Annotated in this window: 16 protein-coding genes and 2 tRNA genes; 7 read left to right on the top strand and 11 right to left on the bottom strand. The window is 51.7% G+C overall.

Going from position 1 to position 17,759, the window contains the following annotated elements; all coding sequences use genetic code 11:
- Positions 1–47 precede the first annotated feature (47 nt).
- Positions 48–134: transfer RNA gene (locus AWQ24_RS03250), tRNA-Ser, on the bottom strand.
- 71 nt (positions 135–205) lie between these two features.
- On the opposite strand from AWQ24_RS03250, the gene AWQ24_RS03245 reads away from it, so the two are divergent.
- The 7 genes from AWQ24_RS03245 to AWQ24_RS03215 all read left to right on the top strand — a co-directional run bounded on the left by AWQ24_RS03245 (position 206) and on the right by AWQ24_RS03215 (position 7,544).
- The gene (locus AWQ24_RS03245) at positions 206–574 is read left to right on the top strand and encodes a 2Fe-2S iron-sulfur cluster binding domain-containing protein (protein WP_012306254.1); all 369 of its coding nucleotides are present in this window, start codon (positions 206–208) and stop codon (positions 572–574) included.
- Positions 575–668: 94 nt separating this feature from the next.
- A complete protein-coding gene (locus tag AWQ24_RS03240; RefSeq protein WP_065715993.1) occupies positions 669–1,511 on the top strand; it encodes an inositol monophosphatase family protein in 843 nt (280 codons plus the stop codon).
- Between the two features lie 71 nt (positions 1,512–1,582).
- On the top strand, positions 1,583–2,515 hold the full coding sequence (locus AWQ24_RS03235; protein ID WP_065715992.1) for a J domain-containing protein: 933 nt from the start codon (positions 1,583–1,585) through the stop codon (positions 2,513–2,515).
- Between the two features lie 34 nt (positions 2,516–2,549).
- Entirely contained in the window at positions 2,550–3,764 is a 1,215-nt protein-coding gene (locus AWQ24_RS03230) for an ATP phosphoribosyltransferase regulatory subunit (protein WP_065715991.1), read from the top strand.
- Between the two features lie 47 nt (positions 3,765–3,811).
- Positions 3,812–4,444 carry an ATP phosphoribosyltransferase gene (hisG, locus tag AWQ24_RS03225; protein WP_012306250.1) on the top strand — a complete coding sequence of 211 codons (633 nt, stop codon included), beginning with the start codon at positions 3,812–3,814 and terminating at the stop codon, positions 4,442–4,444.
- A 136-nt stretch (positions 4,445–4,580) separates the two neighbouring features.
- Positions 4,581–5,900 carry a 30S ribosomal protein S12 methylthiotransferase RimO gene (gene rimO, locus AWQ24_RS03220; RefSeq protein ID WP_065715990.1) on the top strand — a complete coding sequence of 440 codons (1,320 nt, stop codon included), beginning with the start codon at positions 4,581–4,583 and terminating at the stop codon, positions 5,898–5,900.
- Positions 5,901–6,080: 180 nt separating this feature from the next.
- A complete protein-coding gene (locus AWQ24_RS03215; RefSeq protein ID WP_012306248.1) occupies positions 6,081–7,544 on the top strand; it encodes a DEAD/DEAH box helicase in 1,464 nt (487 codons plus the stop codon).
- Positions 7,545–7,700: 156 nt separating this feature from the next.
- On the opposite strand, the gene AWQ24_RS03210 is transcribed toward AWQ24_RS03215, so the two are convergent.
- From AWQ24_RS03210 to AWQ24_RS03165, 10 genes are all read right to left on the bottom strand, one after another.
- On the bottom strand, positions 7,701–8,087 hold the full coding sequence (locus AWQ24_RS03210) for a RidA family protein (RefSeq protein ID WP_012306247.1): 387 nt from the start codon (positions 8,085–8,087) through the stop codon (positions 7,701–7,703).
- Between the two features lie 39 nt (positions 8,088–8,126).
- Entirely contained in the window at positions 8,127–8,561 is a 435-nt protein-coding gene (locus AWQ24_RS03205; RefSeq protein ID WP_012306246.1) for an NUDIX hydrolase, read from the bottom strand.
- A 71-nt stretch (positions 8,562–8,632) separates the two neighbouring features.
- Positions 8,633–10,279: a DUF3685 domain-containing protein gene (locus AWQ24_RS03200; RefSeq protein WP_062432453.1), complete on the bottom strand. Its 1,647-nt coding sequence runs from the start codon at positions 10,277–10,279 to the stop codon at positions 8,633–8,635.
- Positions 10,280–10,440: 161 nt separating this feature from the next.
- Complete coding sequence (locus AWQ24_RS03195) at positions 10,441–10,668, bottom strand: DNA-directed RNA polymerase subunit omega (RefSeq protein ID WP_012306244.1); 228 nt, start codon at positions 10,666–10,668, stop codon at positions 10,441–10,443.
- 72 nt (positions 10,669–10,740) lie between these two features.
- Positions 10,741–13,749, bottom strand: coding sequence for a DEAD/DEAH box helicase (locus AWQ24_RS03190; protein ID WP_065715989.1), 3,009 nt, complete (start codon positions 13,747–13,749; stop codon positions 10,741–10,743).
- 26 nt (positions 13,750–13,775) lie between these two features.
- Positions 13,776–13,848 (bottom strand) — tRNA-Arg (locus tag AWQ24_RS03185).
- 81 nt (positions 13,849–13,929) lie between these two features.
- Positions 13,930–15,153, bottom strand: coding sequence for an ABC transporter permease (locus AWQ24_RS03180; RefSeq protein WP_065715988.1), 1,224 nt, complete (start codon positions 15,151–15,153; stop codon positions 13,930–13,932).
- Between the two features lie 81 nt (positions 15,154–15,234).
- Positions 15,235–16,683, bottom strand: coding sequence for a bifunctional orotidine-5'-phosphate decarboxylase/orotate phosphoribosyltransferase (locus tag AWQ24_RS03175; RefSeq protein ID WP_065715987.1), 1,449 nt, complete (start codon positions 16,681–16,683; stop codon positions 15,235–15,237).
- Positions 16,674–16,961, bottom strand: coding sequence for a DUF3288 family protein (locus AWQ24_RS03170; protein WP_065717287.1), 288 nt, complete (start codon positions 16,959–16,961; stop codon positions 16,674–16,676). The genes AWQ24_RS03175 and AWQ24_RS03170 overlap by 10 nt, the downstream gene beginning before the upstream one ends.
- 71 nt (positions 16,962–17,032) lie before the next feature.
- On the bottom strand, positions 17,033–17,731 hold the full coding sequence (locus tag AWQ24_RS03165; protein WP_012306239.1) for a response regulator transcription factor: 699 nt from the start codon (positions 17,729–17,731) through the stop codon (positions 17,033–17,035).
- Between the last annotated feature and the right edge of the window lie 28 nt (positions 17,732–17,759).

Below are 17,759 nucleotides of genomic sequence, written 5' to 3'. Positions count from 1 at the left end.
CCTAGACAACACATCTAAGGCTTCCGTAAATAGGTTCTAAATTAGAACGGAGAGAGAGGGATTCGAACCCTCGTTAGAGTTACCCCTAAACAGCATTTCCAGTGCTGCGCCTTCAACCGCTCGGCCATCTCTCCAGATGGGGCATGGTTAATGATTATACAATAACTAAAGGAAAAGGCAAATTTTTATTTTTTCTGCTGTAACCATGGCTAAAACTCACAAAATCACGATTAATTACCGGCAAATTAACGAAACCCAGACTTTTACCGTCCCTGAGGACGAATTCATCCTGCGGAGCATCGAAAAACAAGGGTTTCAGATTCCCTTCTCCTGTCGCAACGGGGCCTGCACGACTTGCGCTGTGCGGGTTTTGTCCGGGGATCTCGAACAAAAATATGCCATGGGACTTTCCCCGGATCTGCAACGCCAGGGTTATGCGCTGATGTGTGTGAGCCATGCCAAAAGTGATTTGGTGGTAGAAACCCAGGATGAGGACGAAGTGTATGAACTCCAGTTTGGGCGCAACTTCGGTAAGGGCAAGATTCGCTTTGGCCTACCCCTTGATGAAGACTAACGGCATTTAGACACCCCCATTATCAACTCTGATCCTGGGGCGATCGCCACTTCCTTGGATTCCAAACTTTGCCCATCTCCTTTTAAATATCTCTATGGCCCTTCCCTCCCTACCCGAACGCCAAACTTACCTCGACATTGCCACAGAAGCCGCCCTCAGTGCTGGCGCAATTCTCAGAAAATACTACGGCAACCTCCAGCAAATTCGAGAAAAAGCAACCCCAGGCGACCTGATCACAGAAGCGGATACCACCTCCGAAGCCGCCATTATCGAGCTGCTCCAAAGACATCTACCGGATGTGCCGATCCATGCCGAAGAAGCAGGCCAGTTAGCCATAAATCAGCCCAGTCCTTACCTCTGGATGATCGATCCCCTCGATGGCACGGTGAACTATGCCCATGGCTATCCGATGTTTTCGGTTTCCATTGCTCTGTTATATGCTGATGAACCGTTAGTCGGCGTTGTTTACAATCCCTACCGCGATGAACTCTTCCGCGCCGCCCAAGGATTAGGGGCCACCCTAAATCGCCAACCGATCCAAGTTTCAAAAACAGCTCAGCTACAAAATAGTCTCCTTACCACTGGCTTTGCCTATGATCGCCGACAAACGAAGGATAATAATTACCGTGAATTTTGTTACCTCACCCACCAAACCCAGGGGGTCAGACGGGGCGGATCGGCGGCCCTTGATCTCGCGGATGTGGCCTGTGGTCGCTTAGATGGTTACTGGGAACGGGGCATCCAACCCTGGGATATGGCAGCGGGCATCTGCATTTTGCGGGAAGCGGGCGGCCTCGTCACTAGCTACGATCAAACCCCCCTCGATATGGGCAGTGGTCGGCTCTTGGCGACGAATGGCAAAATTCATACCCCGTTGAGTGTCGCCCTCCAAGAGGCCCAAGGATGGTTTCAGAGTTATTATGCTGCGGATTCATAAAAACCATCATTAAACGGTTGTACCTTTTTTAGAATCAGTCATAATTAGGTCAATGGGACCCCCACAAACATATGTCGCTTGCCATTAACCAAGGATTATTTGCTCGAAAAATTGCCGACCATTTTGCGGTGCTCGGCTTGCCCATTGATGCGAATCCAAAAGTCGTGCGCAAAGCCTATTTACAAATTGCCCAACGGCTCCACCCGGATACCTGTACCCTAACCCAGGCTCTGGATAAACGCTTGGCCAGTGAATTTTTGTCAAAGCTCGTGAATCCGGCCTACGAAAAACTATCTAAACCGGCTTCCTGGTCGGAATACCAAGTGATTCTGGTGCAATTGAGTCAGCAATTGAGTAATGAGACAGATAACCTTGTCCTCACTACGACGGAAGCCCAGGAACTCCTCGATACCCCAGGGAATATTTCGGCGCTCTACCGGGAGAAGGTGGCCGCTTTGGCCCAGGCAAATTACCAAACGATGGCTACAGTCCCCCAGGCGATCGCCACCTTAAGCGAACTGAACCTCGTCTATCTCCAATACCTAGGCAAGGTTAAAAAAGTCGAGACAAAAGAAACCATGCCCCAATATCCTGGGGAAACCATGGCGACATCAGGCGCTACCGTCAGCCCGCCGCCGCCGAAAAATACCAGCACATCTTCCCTAGACGCAGCCCTCTGGCGGGGAGAAGAACACCTAAAAAAGAAAAACTATGCCAAGGCCGTGCTGGAATTCCGAGATGCCCTTCAACTCGATCCCAACTGCATCAAGGCCCACGCCCTCATGGGACTGTCCTATCTCAGCCAAAACCAACTGGCAATGGCCAAGGTGCATATCAAAAAAGCTTACCTCTCCAAACCAACAGATCCCCTCGTGCGCCAAGCCAAACAAGCTCTCGAAAAAGTGATGGGCAGCGCCCTAGAGACCCAACCAGGGGCCAAGAAAGGGAGCGCCGATAAACAAGGGGGTTTATTTGGCGGTTTGTTTGGCGGGAAAAAGAAGTAGAATAGGCGACGGCAAAGCTCAACATACGGATTTCATGATTCATCAACCCCCCGCAGGTGCCAGGGATTTATTACCCCTCGAAGTTGCTCAAAAGGCCTGGATTAATGACAATCTCCAACGGGTTTTTCAACAGTGGGGCTACCAGCGGATCGTCACCTCTACTTTGGAATGGTTGGAGACGCTCACGGCTGGCGGGGCGGTGGATCGCACAAAGGTCATTCAACTACAAACGGCAGAAAGTCAAGCTTTGGGTTTGCGCCCAGAGTTAACGGCCTCGATCGCCAGGGCGGCTGTCACCAGAATGGCCGAAAATACCTTTCCCCAACGGCTTTGTTACCGGGCCAATGTGTTTCGCCATCCCCCCCGGGGCAGCCACGGCAAACAAATGGAGTTTTACCAAGCGGGGGTAGAGTTACTCTTTGCGGCAGGAATTGTGGCGGATGCAGAAATTTTATTGCTCTTGGCAGATTCCCTCGATGCCCTGGGTTTAGAAGATTGGCAGTTAATTTTAGGGGAGGCGGCCCTGGGGCGATCGCTCTTGGATCCGTTTCCTGAACCAGTAAGAGAAACAGTTCGTCATTGTGTGGCCAATTTAGACCGGGTTGGGTTGCAGGAATTACCCCTGGATGAGGATCTCAAGGCCTATGCCCTGGACATTTTTGATCTGCGTGGCGAGCCGGAAACCGTATTGGCGCGGGTGAGTCAGTTTGATCTGGGGCCAGAGGCGCAGGAAATCGTCGCGAATCTTAAGGCTCTCTTTACGTTATTGGCTGGGAGTACCCGGAAACAACTGCCAATTATCTTGGATTTAACCCTAATTCAGACCTTTGATTACTACACGGGCATTGTGTTTGAGGTGGTTAATTTTGCCAATCATCAGTCTTATATCTTGGGTCAAGGTGGCCGCTATGATCAGCTTCTGGGCTTGTATCATCCCCAACGGGAAAATCACCCCGGTATTGGCTTTTGCTTGAATATTGAAGAACTACACACCTGTCTGTTGACAAGTCCCCAACTGCCCAAACAACTCGCTGGCAGTGCTTGGCTGGTGATTGCGACGGAACCTAATGCCCAGCAGCAGGTATTTCACTATGCCCAAACCCTGCGTCAAGGGGATGAAATGGTGCGCGTCGAAGTGGAACTGGGAGGGCGATCGCCTGCCGAAATTTATGCCTATGCCCGCAGCAGCCACATTACCCACCTCGCCTGGATTGACCCCAGTGGCGAACCCAAACTCGAAACCCTCTAACTTAAATTCTTTTTCCTTAAGATTTTTGAATCACTGCTAACGAAAAAATGCTTACCATTGCCATTCCCAAAGGTGGCCTCCTCCCAGAGGCGATCGCCCTCCTCCAACAAGTCGGGTTAGACTTTAGCGCCTTCCTCGATAAAAAAAATCGCCAACTGCAAATCACCGATCCCACTGGCACCGCCCGGGCGATGCTCGTGCGCACCCATGACGTTCCTGTCTATGTCGAATATGGCCAGGCCCAACTGGGCTTTGCAGGTTACGATGTCCTCCGGGAGAAAAAACCCGATGTCGCGAATCTGTTAGACTTAGGATTCGGTGGTTGTCGCCTCTCCGTTGCCGTCCCCAAGGCCAGCCCCTACAAAAATCCCCGGCAACTCCCCCCCAACTGCCGTGTAGCCTCCAAATTTGTTAATTGCGCCAAAGACTACTTCCGCGATCTCGATCTCCCCATCGAAGTCATCCCCCTCCACGGCTCCGTCGAACTCGGCCCCATTACCGGCATGTCCGAGGCGATCGTTGACCTTGTTTCCACTGGGAATACCCTCAGGGAAAATAACCTCGAAGAAGTTGAAGTGCTCTTCCATAGCACCGTTCGCCTCATTGCCCACCCCACCAGTTACCGCGCCAACCGTCACAATATGCTCGATTGGGTGCAAAAATTGGAGCAAATCCTCTAAATTTTTGGGCAAATGGTAACAAGGTTTGCTGACAAATTCCTAAAAAATATTTCAGCATCGCCCCAAGATCCGTTACAATGCATTAAGAAATCGTTCCTAGATCTTGACCTGAACTCCGTTCTTTACTAGAAACTGCATGACCACAAAACCGACAATCGCCATTTCCCATCTTGGTTGTGAAAAAAACCGCATCGATTCCGAACACATGATTGGGCTATTGGTAAATGCTGGTTATGAGGTCGATGCAAACGAAGAACTGGCCGATTACGTCATCGTCAACACCTGTAGCTTCATCGAGGATGCCCGTGCCGAATCTGTGCGTACCCTAGTGGAATTGGCAGAGGCAAACAAGAAAATCGTCATTTCCGGTTGCATGGCGCAACATTTCCAAGAGCAGCTTTTAGAAGAATTGCCTGAAGCTGTCGCCCTCGTAGGCACTGGGGATTATCACAAAATTGTTGACGTGATTCAACGCACTGAACAGGGCGAAATTGTAAAGGAAGTTTCCCAAGAAATCACCTATATCGCTGACGAAACTGTGCCCCGCTACCGCACCACCAACGAAGCGGTGGCTTATCTCCGGGTGGCGGAAGGCTGTGATTACCGCTGTGCCTTTTGCATCATTCCTCACCTCAGAGGGGATCAGCGATCGCGCCCCATTGAGTCCATCGTGGCCGAAGCCAAACAATTGGCTGAGCAAGGCGTCCAGGAAATTATTTTAATTTCCCAGATCACCACCAACTACGGCAAAGATATCTACGGCAAACCCAAATTGGCAGAACTCCTCAGAGCCTTGGGTGAAGTCGATGTGCCTTGGATCCGCATCCACTATGCCTATCCGACGGGGTTGACCCCTGAGGTAATCGCGGCGATGCGTGATACCCCCAACGTTATTCCCTATCTGGATCTCCCGCTACAACATTCCCATCCAGATATTCTTCGGGCGATGAATCGTCCTTGGCAAGGTCGCGTCAATGATCGAATCATTGAAGACCTGAAAGAGGCGTTACCCGATGCAATTTTGCGCACCACCTTTATCGTGGGTTTCCCCGGCGAGACGGAAGAACACTTCCAGCACCTCGTGGATTTTGTGAAACGTCACGAATTTGATCATGTGGGTGTGTTTACTTTCTCGGCTGAGGAAGGAACCCCTGCCATTGATTTACCGAACCAACTACCGCAATCTGTCAAAGATAGCCGTCGGGATGCTCTGATGGAAATTCAACAACCGATTGCTGCCCGCCGCAATGAACTTTGTGTCGGACAAACGGTGGATGTGCTGATCGAACAGGAAAACCCAGCGACTGGTGAATTAATCGGGCGATCGCCTAGATTTGCCCCGGACGTTGACGGACTGGTATATGTCACCGGAGAAGCCTCCCTCGGCAGTATTGTCCCTGTTCAAATTACCGCTGCGGATATTTATGACCTCTACGGCACCATCGTGGAAGCATAACTAGACCGTTCAGCCACACCCCCGGCATTGTCCAGACTGCCAAGAAGCATCCAATCGGTTTTATTTCAAAGAACCCAGTTTGGGAAAAGGGTTGGGGGAGGGATCGCCCTTAAACAAGACGCATTCCCAATTTTTGTCAAACCTTAGCAAAAACCCATCCATAAACCTTACAACTTTTTTATGACCACTTCTTTTCAAACCATCGGCTTATCCGACGCCCGCGTTGACCTGTTAGAAAATATTGGCTTCGAGAAGCCCACCGAAATTCAAAGTAAAGCGATCCCCGCAATCCTCGAAGGACGGGACGTGGTGGGACTATCCCAAACAGGTACAGGTAAAACCGCCGCCTACTCCCTGCCTTTCCTTGAAAAAATTGACCTGGAACAAAAGACCGTCCAGGGTTTGATTCTGACCCCCACCCGTGAACTGGCGGTGCAGGTGACCCAGTCCCTCAAGGAATTCGCCGTGGATCGTCGTCTTTGGGTGCTCACCGTCTGCGGTGGTCAATCCATGGAACGGCAAATTCGCAGCCTGCAAAAGGGCGTCCACATTGTTGTGGGTACGCCGGGCCGGGTCATCGATCTCCTCGAACGGGGTAAGTTGTCCTTTGAAGAACTCCGTTGGGCAGTGCTTGACGAAGCCGATGAAATGCTCAGTATGGGCTTCATTGATGATGTGAAAAAGATTTTGCGTCAGTCCCCCAAAACTCGCCAAACGGTTTGTTTCTCGGCGACCATGCCCCCCGCAATCCGGGATCTGGTGGAAAATTTCCTCAATGACCCGATCAACATCACGATCAAACAGCCCCAGGTCACGCCTGACCGCATTGCCCAAGAAGTCTATATGATTCCGCGCGGTTGGTCAAAAACCAAAGCCCTCCTGCCCATCTTGGAAATGGCAAACCCAGAGTCGGCGATTATCTTCGTGCGCACGAAACGTACAGCTTCGGAGTTGACCAATGAGTTGGTTGAAGCGGGCCAAAGTGCCGATGAGTACCATGGCGACCTCAACCAAAACCAACGGGAAAAACTGGTACGTCGCTTTAAGGATGGCAAGATCAAGATGATTGTCGCCACGGATATTGCGGCGCGGGGTCTGGACGTGGAAAACCTCAGCCACGTGATTAACTTTGATTTACCAGATAATACGGAAAGTTACATTCACCGCATCGGTCGGACGGGTCGGGCTGGTAAAACGGGAACGGCGATCGCCCTCGTCGAACCCAGCGATCGCCGGTTGTTGCGTCAAATTGAACGGCGCGTCAAACAGTCCCTCAAAGTTTCGACTATTCCGAGCCGCACTGAAGTAGAAGCCCAACGGGTGACCCGCCTGGAAACCCAAGTACGGGAAGCCTTGGCTGGAGAACGGATGGCCTCTTTCTTGCCGATTGTGAAGCGTTTGGGTGATGAGTATGATCCCCAGGCGATCGCCGCAGCGGTATTGCAGATGATGTACGACAATAATTCCCCCGAATGGCTCAACGAAGATTGGGAAGTACCGGAAGTCAACACCAAGACAGGTCTCCCCAAGCCGACGAAAAAAGGTGGCCGCAGCGGACGTCGTTCTAACTACAAAGGGAGTGGCGGTGGCTACAAAGGCGATCGCTCCCGGGGACGCCGTTCCTACAGTTCCAACCATTCCTAGAAATGTGATATCGCTGACTCTTCAGGTGAGCCAACTCACTAAATCTAGGGGAATGCGACAAGCACTATAGAAATAAAAAAGAGCCTCCATTTCTCATCGGAAATGGAGGTTTTTCTTTGGGTAAGGCTTTAAAAAAATGCAGCTTTAGTGGTGTGTTTAAAGCACGGCAATACATTCAATTTCGACGAGGACATCCTTTGGCAGACGCGCTACTTCTACGCAAGCGCGGGCGGGGGCAGTGGCTTCATCAAAGTAGGTGGCATACACAGCATTAACCGCCGCAAAATCATTCATATCCTTGAGAAAAACGCCCGTTTTCACAACATTTTCCCAGGTGGCGCCAGCTTCTTTTAACACCGCCGCTAAATTTGCCATGACTTGTTTCGTTTGGGCTTGGACATCCCCCTCAATAATTTGGCCCGTGGCGGGATCAAGGGCAATTTGGCCAGAACAAAATAACATCTTGCCTGAAGCGGCGATCGCCTGGTTATAGGGGCCAACGGGGGCGGGGGCATGATTAGTTTGAATAACTTGTTTTTCCATCACTAAATTCTTAAAACCGTTAAAAAATTGCAGATCACGTTAAGCACCCAAACGGGGACGCATCCCGTGGTGGCGGTAAGACCAATAATCCTGCAAAATGCGCCCATGATCAAAACATAAATTTTGCGGAACTTCCCACGGCTGAAAAATGCCGACCGTTTTCGCATCATCTGCCGCTTTGGGGTCTCCCATTGCCGTCGCGATAAAGACCACACTAATGGTGTGTTGGCGCGGATCACGGGCAGGGTCGGAGTACACACCCAATTGCTCAACCAATTGCACCTCTAGGGAGATCTCCTCTAAAGCTTCCCGTTTGGCAGCTGTCTCTACTGTTTCGCCATAATCCACAAAGCCCCCTGGAATTGCCCAACCAAAGGGTTCATGTTTGCGTTCAATCAAAATAATTGGTCGATGGGGGCGATCGCAGAGTTCAACAATGATATCGACGGTGGGAGCGGGATTACGGTAAGCCATGGCAGAGAAAGGCAATTGCAACCAGGATCATAGCAGTTTCTCTGAAGCCAGTTTGCAGACTTATTGTCTTTTTAGGAATTTTTTCGGGCCATGTTCGCTAGCTCAATTTGGCGCGCCCGGAGATGTTGCCAACTGCTGCCAGCTCCTTCGACGATGCCCCTAGCGATTAACCCAAGGGCCCGGCCAATCACATTGGTCAGCACATAAACTAAAATTTCACCGAGCCAGGCCACGAGGGCGCGAATCCGGGGGGCAAGGGCATCCCTCAGTTCCAGGAGAATCGTCACCAGCCAGGGAATCCCCTCAAGGTTGGCGAGTTCTGCGGATCGGGGTTGGTAAACGGCCGTTTGCACGATGCCGACTGGACTAACGCTCAAAAATTGATGTTGACTTTCAAAAATGGCCTTCGGTTCTAACCAATATTTGCGCAGGCGATAGGCCCACGATAGATCATTGCGAAAACGGGCAATGTTGCGGGAAGAGCGCAGTTTTGGCTGGTAAATTTCTGCCTTGAGTAATTCTGGCTCCGGTAGGGTATTCAAGATAAATTGCAGGATATCGTTACCGACGGTGATCAACAAATTTTCTAAAATGAGTTGGCTGCGTCCCAGGGCTTCCCTGGCCTCAAGACGATAGGTGACATTATCAATCTTGAGGGGCTGGTCTTGTAGTAGATAGGCGAATAAGTCGTCGCTTTGGGGTAGTCTTTGGTTTAGGTCTGGGGCATTGGCGATCGCCACCCGATTGAGCAACTCCAAAAAGCCCTCGGCCTGATTGTCAGCGGTGAGGTGGTAGCGGCCAATAAATTCCTGGGCGCTAAATTTCCAGAGGTTACGAATGCTGCGTTGATGTTGGGCTTGGAAGGCTTCGGGATCTAAATTTTTCCACTGGGGATCATTAAAAATAAAATTGAGTTGTTGCAGAATGATATAAAGCAGTTCCCGCCGTTTTTCTGGGGTGACAATCTCTAGTTCTAGGCTACTGCCAGTGGCATTTTTCAGGGAGCCATTGAGCTTCACAAAGGTCTTTTCGAGGAGAATTTGCCAGCGGCTATTGGTCGTCGTGATCTCTACGGGTGAGGCAATGGCGATCGCCCCGGCGGGAGGCGTTTGGGGCTGGGCGGGAGGAACTGTATTGAGGAAAATGGCACTTTGGGGCAGACAATGGCGCAGGAGCCAGGCTGCTGTTTTGAGTTCCCGTTGTTGTCCAGCGAAAACTGCACGGTACAGGGGCGGGAGATTCTCTTGGGCGAGGTAGGTTTCGACGCGATCTAGGGCTGTGTAAATCTGGTTAAGGCCCCGGCGACGCATTCCAGCGAACAAATTTTGGTTAATGCCCTGGGGACGTTGGGACCAAACTTTACCACCAGCGGCGATGGTACTCAGCTCCGGGACGAGATCGGCGATCGCCAAGCCTTTCGGGAAATAACCTGCTAGTCCATCCCGTTTCGCCTGTAAGATCCGCTCTGAATCCAGTTGTGCCGTGCAGAGGACTAGGGGCGTTGTGGGGTAAAGGCGTTGCAGTTCGCGGTATCGACGCCAATGACGATCCCCCTGCCAGGCGGGATCACAGAGAATCAGATCCAAATCCTTGCGGGGGGATGCTGCCAAAATGGTGCTGAAATTTTCTGCGGCGATCGCCCAATCCGTTTCCTGGGCCAAAGCGGTACAAAAGCCTAGACGAAAAATGGGATCATCATCTACCAACAGCAGTTTCATGGGAAGCTTACGAATGTCTTACACTGAGTTACCAATGCTCCCAGTGTACTGGTTGACGCCTGTAATACATCGCTCCCCACAAACTTCTTGCGGATTTTTTGCTTAAGGGCCACTTGTTAACCCCTTCAGGACGACGAAACTAGATGAGCGCGGGGTTTGAATTATTCCCCAATAATTTCAGGCTGAGTCAGTTCGTCGGACATCTCAATAATGGCGCGGATCGGCGGCTTCATTAACGGATCTTCAACAGCATCAAATTCTTCGTAACGGCGGCGCTTAGCCCGCTGAGCCACCTGCACAGTAATGCGGTAACGATTGGATGCGGCCTGCATGAGATCTTCAGCCCGGTGCATAATTTCTGCAGAATCGAAGGAGCTACGTTTTTGCATACGAGGTGGTAATAAATCTGTGGGTTGGGTGTTCAGGCTTTCCATTATAACGGTGTGGGGGAGTTCGCCTGGTTATTCTTCCATGAGGCGATCGCGCTCTAGAAGCAGTAAATCTCGCAGTTGATTCGTATCCAGTTCCGTCAGCCAATTTTCTCCCGTATCAACGGTTTGTTCGGCCAGTTCTTTTTTGCTGGCGATCATCGCACTAATTTTTTCTTCGAGGGTGCCGGTACTGACGAATTTATGCACCTGGACATTTTGCTTCTGGCCAATGCGGAAGGCGCGGTCGGTGGCCTGGTCTTCTACCGCCGGATTCCACCAGCGATCGACGTGGAACACATGGTTGGCGCGGGTTAAATTCAATCCGGTGCCCCCTGCTTTGAGGGACAGGATAAAAATGGGGGGGCCATTGGGATCATTTTGAAAGCGATCGCACATCTGTTGGCGGGTCTCCCGTCGGGTCGCTCCGTAGAGGAAAAGGACATCCTGGCCGAGGCGTTCCTGGAGGTAGGGTTGGAGCAGTTTCCCCCATTCAGAAAATTGGGTGAAGATCAAGGCGCGATCGCCTTCGGAGATTAATTCTTCGAGCATTTCTTCGAGGCGGAGTAGCTTGCCGGAACGGGGGGCAAAATTTTTGCCGAGTTTGGGTTTGCTCTGGAGCAGTACAGGGTGATTACAAAGCTGTTTGAGCCGTAGCAGCAGGGTGAGAATTAAGCCGCGCCGTTGGATGCCGTCGGTGTTTTCGATTTCCGCAAGGGATTCATCCACCAGTTTTTGGTAAAGGTTGGCTTGGTCTTTCGAGAGACTACAAAAGACTTCCATTTCCTGTTTTTCGGGCAGGTCTTGGATAATTGTCTTGTCGGTCTTGAGGCGACGCAGGATAAAGGGTTGGGTCAGCTTACGGAGGCTCTGGAGGGTTTGGCGATCGCCATATTTTTCGATGGGAATTGCAAAGCGCCGTTGGAAAAATTGTTGCGTACCGAGGAAATTGGGATTGAGAAAATCAAGGATTGACCAGAGTTCCTTGAGGCGATTTTCCACAGGGGTTCCCGTGAGGGCAATGCGAAAACCACTGTCGAGGGCGCGCACCGCTTGGGACTGTTTCGCCTGGGGATTCTTGATATTTTGGGCTTCGTCGAGGATCATGCCTTGCCAAGACACCGTCGCTAAATCTTTTTGATCCCGGAAAACCAAGGAATAGCTGGTGAGAATCACATTATATTTTTGAGCTGTGCTCGCAAAGGTTTTTCCTTTGGCGCGGCGATCGCCATGGTGAATCAAGGTTTTTAAGCTGGGGGCAAACTTGTGAAGTTCTCGTTCCCAGTTACTGACCACGGAGGTGGGACAGACCAATAGCACTGGCTGGGTTAGTTTTTTGTTTTCCTGGAGGGTCAATAAAAAGGCGATCGCCTGAATCGTTTTTCCCAGGCCCATATCGTCGGCGAGACAAGCCCCCAAGCCCCATTTTTGTAAAAAGCTCAACCAGCTCATCCCCTTGTGCTGGTAGGGCCGGAGCGTCCCTTGCAGAGAGTCAGGCGGCTCAATTAGCTTCAGGGCTTCATTATTCGTTAGATGGTCAAGGAGTTCTCGCAACGCCCCCGACGCCTCAAAGCCAACCACGGGCAACTTCGCAAACACCTGGCCCGGTTCTGCTCCCAAGCGCAGGGCGTCCTCGACCCGCAGCGGTTGTTCAGCCATTTTTGTTTGGTAAATTTCCTGGGCGGCCCGCACATCGGTGGGTTGGAGGGCGAGCCATTGACCATTGACTTCAACCAAAGGCGATCGCCGCGCGAGGAGATCCTGAAATTCCCGTTCTGTGAGAGTCGTTTCGCCAACGGCCACCTCTAGTTTGTACTGCAATAGACTCTGGAGATTTAACCGACTTTCATCTTTGACCTGGGCAGAAATTTTAATGCCAAGGCGTACTTCATTACTCCCGGCCTCTAAACCTTCTGGTAGGATGACCCCCAGGCCCTTATCGCGCAGTTGCCAGGCCACCGAACGGATAAACTCATAGGCTTGGATCGCATCGAGGGGACAACCACAGGGCTGCGGCCCCCCTAAACTTTCACCAATGGGCTCGTACAACCGAGACGCCAGGCCTAGACCCTTTAATAAAATTTCCTGGGGTTGGCTGGGATCTTGCCAAACCTGATCCGCCGTGACAATACTTGCCGCATTTCCCAAGGCCTGCAAACCATATTGCAATTGCCAATGGTCTTGGGCGACGGTGGGGGGCAGCAGTTGAAAACAGGCGCGAAATAGGGGCTGATTCAGGGCAAAATCCGGCGGATTTACCAAATATTCCCGCACGGGGAATGTCCAATTTTCGTAGGCATGGCCCAGTTGACGGGGCAGATCTTCAAAGGTGGCCTTGGCTTTGGAAAGGCGATCGCACCAGGGAAACACCACAGAGGTTTTCGGAAAATTTTGTAGGGGCTTGGCATGGGGACGCACCTGGGCATCGACCATCGCCGTGAGAAAACTCAATAACACCTGGGCTGGCGTTTGACCGACCGCACAAATGCCTGGCATCTGTTGCAAAAACTGGGCAAACCGCTGTTGTTCTGTGACGCTATCTAACAAAGGTACCCACGTCGCCAGGGCTTCTCCCGTTGGGAGGGGGGTCACATGGGGCAGAAATTTACGCCGCACAACTAAATCAAGGCTCCAGCGGCACACCTGCCACCAAAACCGGAGATCCCCCGCGAGGGCGTCATCGGTGAGGGGTAATGTTTGAATAATATTCGTGGCTTGGCGAGCGTTTAGGGCGAGGCCCATAATTTGCCAGTCGGCCCAATCGAGCTGATCGGGAATCTGGGGTTGATTAGACAAGAGTGGGATCGAGGGTTTGGTCTTGGTGCCTTTGGTACTGGGTAGAGAAAGCGTCGTTTCTAACCACTGGGCATTTTCCGGCACCGTCACCCCATAGGCCTGGAGTTGGGTTTCGAGGCTTTGGCGATCGCCCCCAAAGGGATAAGCGGGCGGGCTGACTGCGGACTCACTGCGCCAGACCTCACTCCACAGAAAAAAGTAGGATTGCTGTGCCTGAAAGATCCAAGTGCCGTGTACCAGTGCCATAGACAATATGTATTTGTCGAGAAAAACGGACGCAGCAGGATTCGAACCTGCGACCGACCGCTTAGAAGGCGGTTGCTCTATCCACTGAGCTATGCGTCCAAGGGTTTTGGGCTAATAAAGTATAGCAGATTGAAGTTTGGCTGTAGACCCCGATCTATCTCCATTGCCGGGGATAAAATTCTACTCGTTGCGGAGGGCAACAATCGGGTCTAAACGGGCCGCTTGCCGCGCCGGAAACACCCCAAAAAATAAGCCAATTCCCCCAGAAACACCTACCGCCATCACAATCGCTGTTACAGAAATAGGGGCCGCCAGGGGGGTCAAGACATTGGCGAGAAATACGCCCCCCAAGCCTAGACCTGTCCCAAAGATCCCACCAATCCCTGCCAGGATCACCGATTCAATCAGGAACTGATACAAAACGTCGTTTTCTGTGGCACCAAGGGCTTTACGGAGACCAATTTCTTTTGTCCGCTCGGTAACAGACACCAACATAATATTCATGATGCCAATCCCACCAACGAGGAGAGAAATACCGGCGATCGCCGCCAACATCGTGGTTAAAGCCCCGGTAATTGTATTCGCCACGTCCAATAAATCCTGTTGACTTTGGACGCTAAAATCATCCTCATCGACGATCTTATGGCGGAGCCGCAATAGATTTTCGATCTGAAAGGTCATCGCCCTGACTCGGTCTTCACTTTCACCGGAGACGGAAATAAAGGTTAACTCCGTGCCATAGGGAGACGTGCGTCCCACCACCTGGTTCGACATTGTGGTGAGGGGCATATAAACGGCGTTGTCCTGGTTTGTGCCAAAGGAAGCCCCCTTTTCTTCGAGAACACCAATCACATCGAAGGTAAGATTTTTGACCCGGAGTTTTTGGCCCACCGGCTCGATATTAGGGAAAAGCTCCGTGGCAATCTCAGACCCAATCACGGCGACGCGCTTATTGCGTTCCACATCACTGTCGGTCACAAACCGGCCTTGGGCTAGGGTAAATTCGCGTACATCAATGAATTCGGGGGTAATCCCCAAGAGCAAAGAATCTTTATTAATCCCCCGAAATGTCACTAAACCACGACTATTAATCTGGGGCGCCACCGCCGCCACATTCGGCACCTGTTCGGCGATCGCCTGGGCATCTTCCCAAACGAGGGTCTTGGGTAAATCAATGGTGGTGCGTTGGGCCGCCCGGGAGCCGGGAATGATAAACAAAACATTGGAACCGAGGGATTCAAACTGCTCTGTGGCTAATTTTTGGGCACCTTGGCCTAAACCGACCATGGCAATCACGGACGCATTACCGATGATGATGCCGAGCATCGTTAAACCACTGCGCATTTTGTTGGTGCGGAGGGTGGCGATCGCCATTTGTAAATGCTCAAACAGATGTAATCCCATGGGGCCGTCGTCGATAAAGGTGCTTCTTCTCTACTGTACGCAAAAGACCCAAGCCCTGGCAGAATTTTGTCCGAAAAAAGCTCAATGGCTCACGAGGCAATCATACTGACTCTGGTTAATGCGACCCGCTTGGAAAAGGGTTTCGGTGATTTCAGAAATGGTTAAAATGGCGTGGGCTTGATATCCTTGGGCCTGGAGCCGATCCTTAACGCCCGCTTCGTGGTCTATGAGAACTACCATCTCCTGCACGGTGAGGCCCGCCGACTCCAGTTTTTTCGCCCCCTCAACGATACTTTTGCCCGTAATCAGCACGTCATCGACGACCAAAATCGTTTCCCCTGGCTCAAAATGGCCCTCAATCACCCGCCTCGTCCCGTGGGCCTTGACTTCCTTACGGGGGAAAATCATCGGGTAATTTAATTTCAGAGCCAACCCCGTTGCCGTCGGGAGCGAACCATAGGGAATCCCGGCGATACGGTCAAATTTCAGGTTTTTGGCGATCGCCCCGTAGGCATTGAGCACCTGGTTAAAAACCTGGGGGTTAGAAATAATTTTGCGCAGATCAATGTAATAGGAAAACGTCGCCCCAGAGGCCTGGACATATTCTCCAAAGAGCAGACAGCCCAGGTCAAACAACTGCACGATCAACTCCGCCTGGGGGTGCGCTGCGGGGAAATTTGTCGGTACTTGGAGCAAATCACAGCGGGCATTACTGGGGGTATAACGCTGGCGAATGTCTTCAATCTTTTGCCGTAGCTGGGCGACGGGTTGCCGACAATCGGTTTGACTCAGGTCATCGTTAGGAATGGGAATTAAGAGGCCAGACCCATTGGAATTTAAGCCCTGGTGAATGATTTCTTCGAGGTTTTCGCTCCGTTGCCAGATACTGCGGGCGAGGATCCACCGTTCTGGGGCAATGGCACGCACTTGACGAAAGACCGCCGGGCGATCGCCCCCAATTTCTAGGAAAAGTTGTTCCGGGGTGCCCCACTGTTTGATTTCTTGGATCAGGTGCAGATAAAAAGGCCGTTGCGGGTCGGGGTAATTTTGCAGGGGAAAGGCACCGGGGTTAGAGGTGCGACATTGCAAGAAAACGCCTTTGTCGGGATAGAGCAAAAAAGGGGCAACGTGGTCTTGGCCGGGGTAGGCGCTGAGGGTAACTGCATCCACTTGCCACACCTCAAAAATCGCCTGGGCGAAAAGGCTGCTGGTATTGAGATCGGCGTGTTTCGCATCGAGAATAATGGGGATATCAGGCGGAATATGGGCTAAAACCGTTTCTAACAGTTGCAACCCCGGCACCCCTAAGGCTTGATAAAAACCGAGGGTCGGCTTGTAGGCACAGACAAGATCCTGGGTCTGGTCAATGATCCCCAAAAGCCACGTTTTCAGGTTCTGAATTAAATCTCCGGTGCGCAAAGAATCCGGCAGCATTTCCGGGTTCGGATCGAGACCCGCCACGAGGAGGGTGTTTTGGGCGGCGATCGCCCCGGTGAGTTTTTCGGTGAAAGTTGCGGGTGCTAGCTCCAATCCTGTTGCTCCTCGCCATGGCGTAGATGTTTGTAGGCCCGCCCGGCCGCATGGATTTCCCTTGTTTTGGCGAATAAAACGTCCTCCGTCAAGCCCCACTGTTGGAACAGCAATTTCAAATCCTGTTGAATTTCCCTTGCCCCAGGGAAGCCGTTATAGCGCAGATGGAGCCGTGCCAATTCCACCAGGGCATTTTCTGTGGGTTCTCCCTTGAGGAGACTATCCACAATCAGGCGATCGCGGTTGGCTTGGGGATGGACTTGATCTTGTTGGGGCATCGGCGCGAATGGAACTAACAGTGCAAAAAGGGCTAAATCATGGCGCAAGACTGAAGGAATGTCTTCGTCAACTATTGCGTTAAGCCGTGCTTGAGGGCGTAGCGTACCAATTCTGTCCGACTATTGGTTCCCGTTTTGCTAAATAGGCGACTAACATACTTTTCAACGTTGCGGACGCTGGTTTCTAGCTCCTTGGCAATTTCTTTATTCATCAGTCCCTGGGCCACGAGATCGAGGACGCTTTGCTCCCTAGGGGTCAGGTCAATTTTTAAAGGCGGTGGGGTGGTGACCAGTTGATTTTGCTGGCCGAGGAATTGCTTAATCTCCCGGAGATCCTGGGCGATGCCTTCGAGGTTACTGCCGCCACCGTCTTGTTGTTCGGCGATCGCCGCTTCTCTGGTGAGGAGATTTTTGACAATGGCTTCGAGTTCTTCGGGTTCAAAGGGTTTCGGTAAATAGGCATCACAGCCCGCTTGGTAGCCTTGGATGCGATCGCCAGTCATGCCACGGGCCGTTAGAAAAATTACCGGAAGCGTTTTAAAGCGTGGATCTTCACGCAGTTGCCCCAAAAACTGATAGCCATCCACCTGGGGCATCATAATGTCAGAGATGACCAAGTCCGGTGTAAACGTTTGCAAAACATCCCAGGCTTTTGTGGCATTCTCAGCGGTGGTGACGGTTAGGGCTTCATCATCTTCTAAATAGGCTTGAACCGCCTCCCGGACGCCCGGTTCATCATCGACAAGCAAAATATTGTAGCGTTTATCCATCGCCCATTTTCCCCTTACGAAAGCGCAT

The organism is Picosynechococcus sp. PCC 8807, assembly GCF_001693295.1.
Taxonomy (GTDB): domain Bacteria; phylum Cyanobacteriota; class Cyanobacteriia; order Cyanobacteriales; family MRBY01; genus MRBY01.
Note: the sequence above shows the minus strand (reverse complement) of the source record. Positions and strands in the feature narration are given on the sequence as shown.

Bases quoted from the DNA above. Each gene is read 5' to 3' on its own strand.
- AWQ24_RS03240 (WP_065715993.1), top strand. From the start codon at position 669: ATGGCCCTTCCCTCCCTACCCGAACGCCAAACTTACCTCGACATTGCC.
- AWQ24_RS03215 (WP_012306248.1), top strand. From the start codon at position 6,081: ATGACCACTTCTTTTCAAACCATCGGCTTATCCGACGCCCGCGTTGAC.
- AWQ24_RS03190 (WP_065715989.1), bottom strand. From the start codon at position 13,749: ATGGCACTGGTACACGGCACTTGGATCTTTCAGGCACAGCAATCCTAC.
- AWQ24_RS03195 (WP_012306244.1), bottom strand. From the start codon at position 10,668: ATGCAAAAACGTAGCTCCTTCGATTCTGCAGAAATTATGCACCGGGCT.
- AWQ24_RS03245 (WP_012306254.1), top strand. From the start codon at position 206: ATGGCTAAAACTCACAAAATCACGATTAATTACCGGCAAATTAACGAA.
- AWQ24_RS03235 (WP_065715992.1), top strand. From the start codon at position 1,583: ATGTCGCTTGCCATTAACCAAGGATTATTTGCTCGAAAAATTGCCGAC.
- AWQ24_RS03170 (WP_065717287.1), bottom strand. From the start codon at position 16,961: ATGCCCCAACAAGATCAAGTCCATCCCCAAGCCAACCGCGATCGCCTG.
- hisG (WP_012306250.1), top strand. From the start codon at position 3,812: ATGCTTACCATTGCCATTCCCAAAGGTGGCCTCCTCCCAGAGGCGATC.
- rimO (WP_065715990.1), top strand. From the start codon at position 4,581: ATGACCACAAAACCGACAATCGCCATTTCCCATCTTGGTTGTGAAAAA.
- AWQ24_RS03205 (WP_012306246.1), bottom strand. From the start codon at position 8,561: ATGGCTTACCGTAATCCCGCTCCCACCGTCGATATCATTGTTGAACTC.
- AWQ24_RS03230 (WP_065715991.1), top strand. From the start codon at position 2,550: ATGATTCATCAACCCCCCGCAGGTGCCAGGGATTTATTACCCCTCGAA.
- AWQ24_RS03165 (WP_012306239.1), bottom strand. From the start codon at position 17,731: ATGGATAAACGCTACAATATTTTGCTTGTCGATGATGAACCGGGCGTC.
- AWQ24_RS03180 (WP_065715988.1), bottom strand. From the start codon at position 15,153: ATGGGATTACATCTGTTTGAGCATTTACAAATGGCGATCGCCACCCTC.
- AWQ24_RS03200 (WP_062432453.1), bottom strand. From the start codon at position 10,279: ATGAAACTGCTGTTGGTAGATGATGATCCCATTTTTCGTCTAGGCTTT.
- AWQ24_RS03210 (WP_012306247.1), bottom strand. From the start codon at position 8,087: ATGGAAAAACAAGTTATTCAAACTAATCATGCCCCCGCCCCCGTTGGC.